The following is a 12,257-nucleotide window of genomic DNA, read 5'->3' on the forward strand; positions in this document are numbered from 1 at the left end:
AAAGGAGGAAGCTACATGGTAAACATACAAGAAAATAAAAATTTAGCTGGTAAAGTAGCTGTCATAACAGGAGGAAGTGGCGTACTTTGCAGCGCCATGGCAAAGGAACTTGCTAGACATGGCGTGTCTGTGGCCATTTTAAATAGAACAGTCGAAAAGGGTGAAAAGGTAGCCGAAGAAATTAACCTTATGGGCGGGAAAGCGATTGCGATTAAATGTGATGTTCTGAATAAAGAGAGTGTTGAACAAGCCGAGAAGATTGTAACAGAGGAATTAGGCAATTGTACAATATTGATCAATGGAGCTGGTGGTAACCACTCCAGTGCAAATACAACCAATGAAATATTTCAAACAGACGACCTTACTAATCCTAAGGTAAATACTTTTTTTCATTTAAGTACAGATAGTGTACAAAATGTATTTGATTTAAATTTTATGGGGACTTTCATTCCTACACAAATTTTCACTAAAAATATGGTTCATCGAAAGGGAGCAGTTGTCATCAACATTTCATCTATGAGTGCCCCTTCTCCAATGACCAAAGTGCCTGCTTATAGCGCGGCAAAAGCAGCAATTGAAAATTTCACCAAATGGTTAGCTGTTCATATGGCCGAGGCAGGAATTAGAGTAAATGCCATTGCACCGGGCTTCTTTTTAACCTCACAAAATAAAAACCTTCTCCTAAATGAAGATGGAGATTATACAGAGAGGTCACATAAGATTATTTCGAACACACCAATGAGAAGGTTTGGTACGCCAGAAGATCTTCTTGGTACCCTATTATGGCTTGTTGATGATCATATGTCAGCATTTGTTACCGGCGTGACAATTCCTGTGGATGGAGGTTTTATGGCGTATTCAGGTGTTTAATATTTTTATTTTTTCCTTGTCATACATCTTTATTTTATCTGTTTTTTTAAATTTATAAGTAGGCTTGGAAAGGAGACATAAGAATGCAGACTGAGAACAGGAAACTAACACTCAAAAATTATATTGGTTATGGAACAATGGATTTATTTGGAGGGGGAGCATTCGCTATCATAGGCGCATGGATGTTATATTTTTTCATTACATACTGTGGTCTTACCCCTGTTGAAGCAGGATCTATTATTGCAATTGCTCGTATTATTGATGCGATAGCAAGCCCAATTATGGGCCATATTACTGACAATTTTGGTCGTACAAAACTTGGGAAAAAATTTGGAAGACGCAGGTTCTTTTTACTAGTTGGAAGCCCTTTGATGGTTATTTATTCTCTTCTTTGGATTTCTGATATGAATTACTGGTACTATTTAACGGTTTATATTTTGTTAGAATTCCTTGCAGCAATGGTATTAATTCCATTTGAAACACTTGGAGCTGAAATGACGAATGATTTTAATGCTCGGACCAAGCTCTCAACAATCAGATTAATCTATTCAGGACTAGGAACATTTTTAGCTACCTTTATTCCAGGCAGATTATTCGAAATATTCGGAAAAGATTCACCTCAAGTTTTTCTTTACAATGGGATTATTTTTACCTTTATTTTTATGGCTGCATTATTAATTACACATAGAACAACATGGGAACGTAAAATAGAAGAAGACATGATAGAACCTGATGGTGTAGAAAAAGTACCTGCTATAGAATCCATAAAAAAAGTCATCATTGACTTAACATCTACTTTTAGAATAAGAAGTTTCCGTCAGCACCTCACGATGTATATTTGTTCGTTTACGGCCATGGATATTTTAAACGCTGTCTTTGTCTACTTTGTTGTGTTTTCTTTAAATAAAGATGCAGTGCTGGCAGCCGATTTATTATCTATTGGTTCATTACTTCAAATGGTATGTACAATATTGTTTGGTTGGCTCGTGATTAAAATAGGTCCTGCGCCATCTTTGAAAATATCTTATATTGCTATTATTACATGTATAAGTGGTTATATATTTTTATACTTCACACAGCCAGCTTATATGATTATAGCGTTGTATGCGTTCTCTGTTATCTTAGGCATCGGAAAGAGTGGATTATATTATATACCATGGAATATTTACACTTTCATTCCTGATGTAGATGAAATGGTCACTCGTAAAAGAAGAGAAGGAATATTTGCAGGTATTATGACTTTTACACGCAAGAGTACTACAGCTTTAGCCACATTCTTGGTAGGAGTTATTTTACAGGAAAGTGGATTCGTTGCAAATGCGACGACACAGTCTACTACAGCAATAAATGGGATTGTAGGTATTCTGTTTTTCGGAACTGTAGGGCTAGTCGGTATTAGTTTAGTTATTTCATTTAGATTTAAATTATCTAAGAAAACCCATTCCATTATGATTAATGAAATTAATAGGTTAAAGAATAATGGTTCAATGGAACAGGCTGATGATGAAACAAGAAGTGTTTTGAAAGCGCTAACAGGATGGGATTACGAGAAGCTTTGGGGTAATAATAACGTAGGATATCAGAATAAGCGCCAACATTTTGAACAACAAGATTTTAAACAGCAGGATATTAACTAACTTTTGTTGTTAGTTGAGAACTACAGCTCAGTTAAATAGTCCTTCTATTGATATGAGAGGTTCCAGAATCACTTCAAGAAAAAAACACCTTCAGATTGATATCAGAGGTGTTTTAAAATATCTTATATTCTTACATTTAGTGTTTTTTGATTTTAAAACCGGATCTCATCATCTCCGCGGATCTGCAGCTTCAGCGGTTCACTTTTCGCCTGATGCTTTTTCACATAGCGGTGATAGACAACATATCCAATGATCATGAGCGGTACGCCGACATATAGCCCAATGCGCTGCTCTTGATCAAAGGCAAGGCTGACCAACACGATGGTATTCAGTGTGATCGCAATGATTGGCAGCACCGGATAAAGAGGAGTTTTAAATTTTAAGTTTTCCAGCTTTCCGCCTGCTTTCAAATATTTTCTACGGAAAAGAAGCTGTGATAATGTAATCGTGATCCAGCCTGTCTGGGCACTCATTCCGGCAATGGACACGATCCAGGCAAATACCGTTTTCTCTGCAAAAAAACCGGATAACAGCGAAATCCCTGTAAACAGGAAGGTGAGCAGTAAGGCATTCATCGGTATGCCGCGCTGATTGACGCGTCTAAATGCTTTTCCTGCCATTCCTTCCTTCGATAAGGAATACAGCATTCTCGTCGATGCATACAAGCCAGAGTTCGCAACAGATAATAAAGCAATAATAATGACAAAGTTCATGATGTCTGCCGCAAAAGGAATGCCCGTTCTCTCAAACACAGTAACAAATGGACTTTGCAGCACACTTGCTTCCTTCCAAGGCACCATACCGGCTAAGACGAAAATAGATAAGACGAAAAAGACAAGTGTACGCCATACGGTTTGATGAATCGAACGGGGAACGGTTTTCTCGGGGTTTTCACTTTCTCCTGCCGCAATACCGATCAGCTCTGTTCCCTGAAACGAAAAATTCACCGTAATCATCGTGACCACAACGGCCAGCAGGCCATTTGGAAACAGCCCATCATTCACAAAATGGCTGAAGTAAGGGGCAGGTTCACCGCTCGTTGTATCAATAAACCCAAACATCGCCGCTCCGCCTACGCCAATAAAGAGTAAAATTGCAATAATCTTAATGGTAGAAAAGAAAAATTCCGACTCCCCGAACGCTTTCGCTGACCGGGCATTTAATAAGAAAAGACAGAGTCCGAATATGAGACACCAAATCCACACATCTACTTGCGGCAGCCAGCGCCTCATCAGCTGTCCTGCTGATAAGAACTCAAGGGCGACCGTTGCCGCCCAGCCGAGCCAATAAATCCAGCCGACAGCAAAACCCGCTGCCGGGCTGACAAATTTCGTCGCATACGTATGAAACGACCCCGACACAGGAAGTGCAACAGACAGCTCCCCAAGACACAGCATGGTTAAATACATGATCAATCCGCCCACAATATATGAAAGAACGGCTCCGACTGGCCCTGCTTGTCCAATCGTATAGCCCGTTCCTAAGAAAAAGCCTGTCCCAATGACACCGCCAAGTGAAATCATAAATAAATGGCGGGAGGTCATCGCCCTTTTCAATTGTTCAGGCTGATTTTGTCCAACATCCACAATGATGCCCTCCTTCTTCTAAGGTGCTCTGTTATCAAAACATGTCTCCATGTGATTTATTCCATTTTCAAAACAACCTACTAATTATACATCTTTTATAATAAATATGCTTCCTTCTATGGTCATTGTCTCAAAGTCTTTATTTTAGTAATGTTCGCACAAATATGTGGTGGATCAAACCATTTGATAGGATGCCATATATCTAAAATATTGCACAAAAAAACCAGCATGAAACTTTATCGTTGCACACTGGTTTCGTTTCATTCTTTTCGAGTCTCATTTTAGACAGTTCTTATGATCACTTTTGTCACAAGTCATTCTGCTTTTAGCAAACACACTTTGATAAATTCATCTATTTCCTGAAAGCAGCGATTTTTAGATTCAGCGTGAAAAGCCGCAGAATAAGGATTGGCGAATCCATGCTCTCCCTCTACTATTGTCACGCAAAGCTTTTTCTTTTTCTCCAAAACACTCGCAATCTCCCTGGGATGAAAGGATGCTTCGATCTCCGGGAAAAATAACAGCGTTTTGCAGGCGGGCGCAAGATCGACGTCATCTCTGATCCTTGAACCGTAAAATCCAATAACTCCGGTAAACAGCTGATCATTTTGGCTGCATCGCCAGGCAATTGTTGCCCCCACACTAAAACCTAGCAGAAATATGTCTATCGCGGCATTCTTCGTTTTTAACTCTTTTGCCAGATTCAGTACACTCTTTACCGGCTTATCAAAACCAACTTTATTCATAAAGTAGTCGTAAGCCTCATTTTCACTGACATAAGGGAAGTGCTTCGCCTGTCCCAATAAATGAGGACAATAAACCTCAAATCCAGCTTTGTCGAAATAATGGATCATACTCTTCATATGATCATTTATTCCGTATATTTCGTGTATTAAGATCATGACAGGTTTTTGTTTCGATGTATGCAAATGTTCACACTTCCCTTTTGTTTCTTAGAAGTCAATTGAATCGATTGGAAAATTTCGTTGGGATGATCATAGCATATTTTACCCGAATCGTTTATCTAACGTTCCACCAATCAAATCATCTTGAACTTGTGTATGGTTTTATTCACCTTTTAACTTGGGTATAGTTCTATCGTTTGTCCGTTCGACCGTTTGAGGGCATAAAGTTGGTGAGATTCGCTCAAGCTAGTTTCAAATGCTTTACTTTTAGGTTGCTTCTCTGTAAGATCATATGTTGTAAATACCAACAAGAAAAGTGGGGAATAAAATGAAAAAAATGTTCTTTGCCATTATGTTAGGCGCTTGTGTTGCATTGATCACGGCATGTGGATCTGGTGCAAGCGACAACGCGAATAAACAATCTGGGTCTAAGGAATCAGGAGACCTTTGGAAATCCATTCAGGATAAAGGTGTATTAACCATCGGAACAGAGGGTACTTATGCTCCTTTCACATTCCATGACAAAAAGACAGATAAATTAACTGGCTACGATGTAGAAGTCATCACTGAAGTAGCAAAACGTCTTGACTTAAAACCTGAATTCAAAGAAACACAATGGGACAGTATGTTTGCTGGACTGAACGCAAAACGTTTTGACGTGGTAGCGAACCAAGTGGGGAAAACTGGACGTGAAAATCAATACGATTTCTCTGATAAATACACGACATCTCAAGCCATTGTTGTAACAAAATCAGATAACAACGACATCAAGAAACTATCTGATGTCAAAGGCAAAAAAGCAGCACAATCTTTAACAAGTAACTACAATAAACTAGCAACAGATGCTGGCGCTAAGATCGAAGGCGTTGAAGGTCTTGCACAATCCATTCAATTGATTCAGCAAGGACGTGCTGATCTGACGTTCAATGACAAATTGGCTGTATTGAATTACTTGAAAACAAGCGGTAACAAAAACCTAAAAGTTGCATTTGAAACAGGAGATCCTCAAGAAACATATTTCGCATTCAGAAAAGGCAGCGGCGAAGTCGTTGACAAAGTGAATGGCGCACTAAAAGAAATGAAAAAAGACGGTACACTCGCTAAGATTTCTAAGAAATGGTTTGGTGAAGATGTTACAAAATAACATCCTAGGAGTCGTCATTCCTTGGGATCTTCTTCAGCAATCTTTTTGGCCAATGGTGATGCAGGGGATTTATTATACAATTCCCCTCGCCATCATTGCCTTTATTATTGGTATTTTTATCGCGCTTGTGACAGCTCTTGCTAGAATGTCTAAAATTAAAGCCCTCAGATGGATTTTCTCCATCTATGTGTCGGCCGTTCGCGGAACGCCGCTTTTTGTGCAATTGTTTATTATTTTCTATTTCTTTCCGACATTTAATATCACACTTGATCCATATCCAAGTGCCATTATTGCTTTTTCTTTAAACGTAGGTGCGTATGCTTCGGAAATTATCCGTGCATCTGTCCTGTCTGTTCCAAAAGGACAATGGGAAGCAGGTTATTCCATTGGGATGACACATCGCAAAACGCTCGTCCGCGTGATTTTACCGCAGGCTGTGCGTGTATCGATTCCACCGCTGTCTAATTCATTCATTAGTTTGGTGAAGGATACATCCCTCGCCTCCCAAATTCTCGTGGCAGAGATGTTCCGTAAATCACAGGAAATTGCTGCGGCGAACTTGGATCAAATCTTGTTTATTTATATGGAAGCAGCCCTGATCTATTGGGTATTCTGCTTCATTCTATCGCTCGTTCAGCATCAAATTGAAAAACGACTTGATCGATATGTCGCAAGGTAAGGAGGGAACGACATGCTAACAGTCAAAGGCTTAAAGAAATCCTTTGGTGAAAATGAGATTTTAAAGTCGATTGATTTTTCGATCAACAAAGGGCAGGTTGTGGCCATCCTCGGTCCATCTGGTTCAGGAAAAACAACGATGCTTCGCTGTTTAAATGCACTTGAAATACCAAATGGCGGCTCCTTTACCTTCGATGATTTCTCGATTGATTTTTCAAAAAAAAATAAATCAGCTGATCTGCTGAAGTTACGCCGGAAATCAGGAATGGTGTTTCAGGATTATCACCTGTTTCCTCACCGTACAGTGCTTGAAAATGTGATGGAAGGTCCTGTTCAGGTGCAGCGCCGTCCAAAGGAAACGGTTCGAAAAGAAGCCATTCAGCTCTTGCAAAAGGTCGGTCTGGAAGATAAAAAGGATCTGTATCCATTCCAGCTGTCAGGCGGTCAAAAGCAGCGTGTCGGGATTGCCCGTGCACTTGCCATTCAGCCAGAGCTCATGCTTTTTGATGAACCTACCTCTGCGCTTGACCCTGAGCTTGTCGGGGAAGTCTTAAAGGTCATGAAGGATCTAGCGAAGGAAGGCTGGACCATGGCAGTTGTCACACATGAAATCAAGTTTGCCCAAGAAGTAGCAGACGAAGTGATTTTTATTGATGGCGGCGTCATCGTCGAACAAGGTCCCCCGGAAGAAATCTTCAAACGACCAAAGGAAGAACGAACAAAACAATTCTTAAACCGGATTTTGAATCCAGTATGATGAAAAAAGGCTGTTCTCACGTGGTGAGGACAGCCTTTTTTCATCTTTTTAAAAGTAAGCGATTACAATTGAGCAAAGCCATTTAAAGGGGTGTGAGAGTATGTTACGATGGAAATCGAGTGTTTAAGAAAGAAGGGAATGCTTTTGAAGCGGGAACATCTTTTACGTTGGTTTTTTTATTTTGTTGGATTGATCGTACTAGCTTTTGGACTATCGCTGACAGTGAAAGGGAAGATCCTTGGGATTGGTCCTTGGGACGCATTTCATTATGGACTGTTTCAGCATTTTGGTTTAACCATTGGACAATGGTCGATCATTATTGGTGCACTGATTGTGACACTGACTTCTGTTTTCACGAAATCATTTCCAAAGATCGGCGCCCTGCTCAATATGGTGCTGATTGGCGTGTTTATTGATTTCTTTAATGCGATATTACCTGCGCCACATGGGTATTTACCGGCTTTATATGTATTTATTACAGGTGTTGTAGTTTCTGGATACGGTGTTGGCATTTATGTTTCAGCTAATCTTGGCGCTGGGCCACGGGACTCATTAATGCTGCTCATCTCAGCGAAAACGGGACTGAACGTACAGTGGGTTCGAAATGGCATTGAGTTAACAGTGCTTTTATTTGCATGGATGCTCGGTGGACCGATTGGCGTTGGAACGATTTTGACTGCGATCTTCACAGGTCTTGTCCTTCGTTTCTCCTTGCCGCAATCAACACGGCTCCTACAGCTGCTAATTACTAAAACAGCTGAAAAACCTGTTCAAACACTGACTAGATGAGAACAAGCCATTCTATAATCAGAATGGCTTTTCTTTTGGTTAAATAAACAGACTTTTCTTTTAATTATAAGAGGAAATCAGCCTGCATCTTCCTCTCCTTTTGGGCTTTCACTGTAAGGAGGCCTCTTTCCCTTTTACGCGGCGCTCTCCAATGGTACAATCAATGTAAAAAATTAGAGGTTCGTTATGAAAATATATACTATCCAATTACAACACTTAGATGAAATTGATGCACGACAACAAATAGAGCGGCTGAAACCCTTTGTGTCATCTGAAAAGCGTGCAGCGGCTGATCGCTTTCGTTTTTTAATCGATGCCAGAAGAACCTTGTTAGGTGAGGTGCTGGTTCGTCAAACGATTCATGATATGTACGATCTGCCTATGGATCAGATCCTTTTTGAAACTGAGGACAATGGCAAGCCTGTCGTCCGGCAGTTCCCTTCTTTTCATTTTAATCTATCTCATTCTGGCGATTGGGTCGTTTGCGCAGTAGATGATGCACCTGTTGGCATTGATATTGAGGAAATCAAACCTATTGATCTGGCGATTGCCAAGCGATTTTTTTCAGCGGATGAGTATCAGGATTTACTCTCACAACCGGCAGAGCGGCAGGAGGCCTATTTCTTTCATCTATGGTCAATGAAGGAGGCCTTTATCAAACTGACTGGAAAGGGATTATCCTATGGTCTTTCGTCCTTTACAGCCCGTCTTTCAGAGGATGGACAGGCTGCATTGACATTACCTGATCATGAAACGCCTTGCTTTGTTCAAACATATTCAATTGATCCTGCCTACCAAATGGCGGTATGCACACGAAAGTCTGCTGCGGCTGATAGCGTTGAGAGACTCACTTGCAGTGATGTACTGTCCCGCCTTTAATAACGCGTAATTTGCTGAAATACCGTCTTTAATAGATCGACTCCGCGTGTGATCTGCTCTTCTTTCACCTGCCAGATGTTCAGCTGAAGAATCGGGTCCTTTTGATAAGTCTGCAAGTAATGGCGGTCAATCGGCTGAATGGAAATAGATGCCTTTTTCAGCTGCTGAATGAGCTGGTTCATTGGAATCGACCGGTCGACACGTATATGTGTATGGGTAGCTGGCTCCTGTTCTCCCAGCTGATAAGCGCTCTGATCATTTTTTAAACTTGCCACGAGCTGCTTGGAGCGGTTTCGATAGCTCGCCCGCATTCTGTCTCTATGCCGCTCAAACATCCCGCTTTTTAAATATATTTCTAAAGCTGCCTGGGACAGCATGGAGCTGTCGATATCAATGAGCCGTTTGTGTTCGCTAAAAGGAGTAATCAGTTCTTCTGGTAAGACGACCGCTCCTGTTCGCAGCCCCGGAAAAATGATTTTCGAAAAGCTTTTCAAATAAATAACCTTTCCTGCCTGATCGTATGAATAAATCGGGTCTCTTTTTGTGTCGAATTCTAAATCTGCTATATAATCATCCTCAACAATGTAGACATCATATTTCTCAGCAAGGGCTGCTATCGCTCTTTTTTCTTGCTTTGATAAACTCGTTCCAAGCGGGTTTTGAAATCGTGGCATCGTATAGAAAAAACGAATCTCCTCTTCTCGAAAGATACGCTCTAATTCGATAAGATCGATCCCTTTTTCCGTCCGCTGAATTCCGCGCACAGGCAATTGGTTTTTCTCTAAATATTGGAGATATAAGTGATAACCCGGCTGTTCGACTAGTATGGTTTGTTTTCCATTCGGAAAAGGGATAGTGCTTAAAATGGATAACGCGAGCTGAATACCAGAGGTCATGACGATCTGTTCTGGTTGAGCAAACACTTGATAATCCATTAATCGCTTTGAAATGACTGGCAGCAGAGATGGTAAACCGTTGGCTGTGCCGTAAATAAATAAGTCGTTTTGATACAAATCGATCGCTTGGTTGATGCAGTGCTGAAAATCGACATACGGAAACACAACGGGATCAGGTGCAGAGGAAGCAAAATCAATCCATGTGCCGTCCTGCTTACCTGCTGATTGCTTCGTTTTCACGACATAATAGCCGCTTCTTTCTACAGAATACAGCAGATGTTCACGCTCCAATGTGTCTAGCGCTTTGATGACAGTGCTTTTACTCACTGCATATTGAGCCGCTAAGTGGCGAATGGAGGGAATTTTCATTCCAGCGCTGTACTCCCCTGAATCCATTTTTTCTTTTAAACTCAAGACAAGCTGATCATATTTCCTCACGCCTTTTCCTCCTTGTACCGGTACAGATATCATGTTCTCTTATTGTACACGTTAGATGATCCGATTACGATAGAAGAACAGAACCGGTCAATTCATTTGAAGCATGCATGCTCATGTAAGGAGTCACGTTATGAATATTTCAAAACAAAAAGCGTATGCTGCCGCGATCGCATACGCCTCTATCATTGGTTTTTCCTTTTTGTTTGTCAAAATAGCATTAGAATCTGCAAATCCAATAGATTTATTGGCACACCGCTTTACAGTTTCCTTTGCAGCCGCTCTATTGCTGTATCCGTTTCTACGAAAGAAGAATCGCATATCCATTCAATGGCGTGATCTCATTTATATCGTACCGTTTTCCTTGCTTTATCCTGTTTTGTTCTTTGCTTTTCAAGTGTGGGGATTGATGTATACATCTTCTTCAGAGGCTGGCATCATTCAAGCAACGATTCCCATTTTAACGATGCTGCTGGCAGCCTGGTTTTTAAAGGAACGTGCGACATGGATACAAGTGCTGTTTACCCTTCTTTCTGTGTGCGGGGTGATGCTTCTCTTTGTCATGAAGGGAATTGATGTCCAGCATTCTCACTTCATCGGCTATGTGCTGATTTTATTTTCAGCCTTGTCATCCAGTGCATATAGTGTGTTTGCTAGAGTGATTACAAAACGATTCCATGTGATCGAACTCACCTTTGTGATGACCTTCTTTGGCTTTGTCTTTTTCAATGCCGCTGCGCTTATCCGGCATTCGATCAATGGCTCATTGCCGGAGTTTTTCAGCCCATTTACAGAAGCATCCTTTGTATGGTCGATGCTCTTTTTAGGTATTCTTTCATCGCTTCTCACGGCGTATTTATCAAACTATGCACTCTCGCATCTAGAAGCGGCAAAGGTCAGCATCTTTAACAATTTATCCGCGTTTATCACGGTCGCCGCCGGGGTTCTCATTTTACACGAAACGATTGATTGGTATCATTTCCTCGGAGGGGTGCTGGTCATTGGCGGAGTGATTGGCGGAAATGTGGTAAAGAAACAGCATTCATAAGAAAAAGCGGCCTCTATAAAGAGAGCCGCTTTTCTTATGTCTTATTAATTGTTTATTGTCTTGTATAAGCTTTTTCGTCCAATTATATTTAGTGATTTTATCTTGTATTTCATAGCTAGTTACTGAAGTAATGTCATTATCAATATAAAAAATACGATTTATAAGCTATTAATTCTCGAGTAATTTTACTACCTTTCCTCATATTTCATCAAAATAATACTAAATCTTTCGTTGCAGAGAAATAAAATACAGTATAAAAAACCCATTTATTTAATATCCTTTTTTTGTATAATATGGGCATATAAGCAAGGGAGGGGGTGTTAATTATGGAATTGAGTTTAAAAAATAGATTTTTTGCAATTGTAGGCTTGAGTCTTATTTTCACTCTAACTCTAACAACTATGATTTTATTGACTCTTGAACCAGTTACACCTTTTGCAAATCTAGTAGCAAACTATCCTCAAATACCTGGCTGGGCTATAACTTCTGTTAGTGCAATTCTAAATGCAGCAGGTACAGTGGGTGCTGTTGCTGCTGTCTTAGGTACTTTTGGACTTGGTGCTATTGCTTCACTGGTCATTAGTTATGCTAGAAAATACGGAGTGAAATACGCTATTTCTTTCTAAAAAAGAT

At 40.4% G+C, this 12,257-nt stretch carries 12 protein-coding genes; 9 read left to right on the top strand and 3 right to left on the bottom strand.

The features are described 5' to 3' along the window. Positions 1-15: 15 nt before the first annotated feature. On the top strand, positions 16-870 hold the full coding sequence (locus AWT60_RS04450; RefSeq protein WP_218676956.1) for an SDR family oxidoreductase: 855 nt from the start codon (positions 16-18) through the stop codon (positions 868-870). Between the two features lie 83 nt (positions 871-953). Further along, on the top strand, positions 954-2,507 hold the full coding sequence (locus AWT60_RS04455) for an MFS transporter (RefSeq protein WP_218676957.1): 1,554 nt from the start codon (positions 954-956) through the stop codon (positions 2,505-2,507). A gap of 152 nt (positions 2,508-2,659) precedes the next feature. Here AWT60_RS04455 and AWT60_RS04460 read toward each other — a convergent pair whose 3' ends face one another. Together AWT60_RS04460 and AWT60_RS04465 are read right to left on the bottom strand one after the other, a co-directional pair. Beyond that, positions 2,660-4,093 (bottom strand): amino acid permease, encoded by a 1,434-nt coding sequence (locus tag AWT60_RS04460; protein ID WP_218676958.1) that lies wholly within the window; start codon positions 4,091-4,093, stop codon positions 2,660-2,662. 314 nt (positions 4,094-4,407) lie between these two features. Continuing rightward, positions 4,408-5,022 (bottom strand): dienelactone hydrolase family protein, encoded by a 615-nt coding sequence (locus AWT60_RS04465; protein ID WP_041106580.1) that lies wholly within the window; start codon positions 5,020-5,022, stop codon positions 4,408-4,410. Positions 5,023-5,326: 304 nt separating this feature from the next. Between AWT60_RS04465 and tcyA the strand changes: the two genes are divergently transcribed. The 5 genes from tcyA to AWT60_RS04490 all read left to right on the top strand — a co-directional run bounded on the left by tcyA (position 5,327) and on the right by AWT60_RS04490 (position 9,245). Continuing rightward, positions 5,327-6,142 carry a cystine ABC transporter substrate-binding lipoprotein TcyA gene (gene tcyA / locus AWT60_RS04470; protein WP_046313883.1) on the top strand — a complete coding sequence of 272 codons (816 nt, stop codon included), beginning with the start codon at positions 5,327-5,329 and terminating at the stop codon, positions 6,140-6,142. Further along, positions 6,129-6,821 (top strand): amino acid ABC transporter permease, encoded by a 693-nt coding sequence (locus tag AWT60_RS04475; RefSeq protein WP_024424286.1) that lies wholly within the window; start codon positions 6,129-6,131, stop codon positions 6,819-6,821. The genes tcyA and AWT60_RS04475 overlap by 14 nt, the downstream gene beginning before the upstream one ends. Before the next feature lie 12 nt (positions 6,822-6,833). Then, entirely contained in the window at positions 6,834-7,577 is a 744-nt protein-coding gene (locus AWT60_RS04480) for an amino acid ABC transporter ATP-binding protein (RefSeq protein ID WP_024424287.1), read from the top strand. Positions 7,578-7,721: 144 nt separating this feature from the next. Beyond that, a complete protein-coding gene (locus AWT60_RS04485) occupies positions 7,722-8,366 on the top strand; it encodes a YczE/YyaS/YitT family protein (protein ID WP_087975296.1) in 645 nt (214 codons plus the stop codon). Positions 8,367-8,552: 186 nt separating this feature from the next. Further along, entirely contained in the window at positions 8,553-9,245 is a 693-nt protein-coding gene (locus tag AWT60_RS04490) for a 4'-phosphopantetheinyl transferase family protein (RefSeq protein ID WP_218676959.1), read from the top strand. Here AWT60_RS04490 and AWT60_RS04495 read toward each other — a convergent pair. After that, positions 9,242-10,579 (bottom strand): aminotransferase-like domain-containing protein, encoded by a 1,338-nt coding sequence (locus AWT60_RS04495; RefSeq protein ID WP_218676960.1) that lies wholly within the window; start codon positions 10,577-10,579, stop codon positions 9,242-9,244. The genes AWT60_RS04490 and AWT60_RS04495 overlap by 4 nt on opposite strands. A gap of 130 nt (positions 10,580-10,709) precedes the next feature. Here AWT60_RS04495 and AWT60_RS04500 point away from each other — a divergent pair, with 130 nt between their 5' ends. Continuing rightward, entirely contained in the window at positions 10,710-11,624 is a 915-nt protein-coding gene (locus tag AWT60_RS04500; RefSeq protein WP_218676961.1) for a DMT family transporter, read from the top strand. Positions 11,625-11,950: 326 nt separating this feature from the next. After that, the gene (locus AWT60_RS04505; protein ID WP_024427284.1) at positions 11,951-12,250 is read left to right on the top strand and encodes a hypothetical protein; all 300 of its coding nucleotides are present in this window, start codon (positions 11,951-11,953) and stop codon (positions 12,248-12,250) included. Positions 12,251-12,257: the final 7 nt, after the last annotated feature.

It is taken from the genome of Bacillus sp. F2HM (assembly GCF_019266135.1).
Lineage (GTDB): Bacteria > Bacillota > Bacilli > Bacillales > Bacillaceae > Bacillus > Bacillus safensis.

Excerpts from the sequence above, each read along its gene's own strand:
- AWT60_RS04475 (WP_024424286.1), top strand. The coding sequence starts at position 6,129 with ATGTTACAAAATAACATCCTAGGAGTCGTCATTCCTTGGGATCTTCTT.
- AWT60_RS04500 (WP_218676961.1), top strand. The coding sequence starts at position 10,710 with ATGAATATTTCAAAACAAAAAGCGTATGCTGCCGCGATCGCATACGCC.
- AWT60_RS04490 (WP_218676959.1), top strand. The coding sequence starts at position 8,553 with ATGAAAATATATACTATCCAATTACAACACTTAGATGAAATTGATGCA.
- AWT60_RS04450 (WP_218676956.1), top strand. The coding sequence starts at position 16 with ATGGTAAACATACAAGAAAATAAAAATTTAGCTGGTAAAGTAGCTGTC.
- tcyA (WP_046313883.1), top strand. The coding sequence starts at position 5,327 with ATGAAAAAAATGTTCTTTGCCATTATGTTAGGCGCTTGTGTTGCATTG.
- AWT60_RS04505 (WP_024427284.1), top strand. The coding sequence starts at position 11,951 with ATGGAATTGAGTTTAAAAAATAGATTTTTTGCAATTGTAGGCTTGAGT.
- AWT60_RS04455 (WP_218676957.1), top strand. The coding sequence starts at position 954 with ATGCAGACTGAGAACAGGAAACTAACACTCAAAAATTATATTGGTTAT.
- AWT60_RS04480 (WP_024424287.1), top strand. The coding sequence starts at position 6,834 with ATGCTAACAGTCAAAGGCTTAAAGAAATCCTTTGGTGAAAATGAGATT.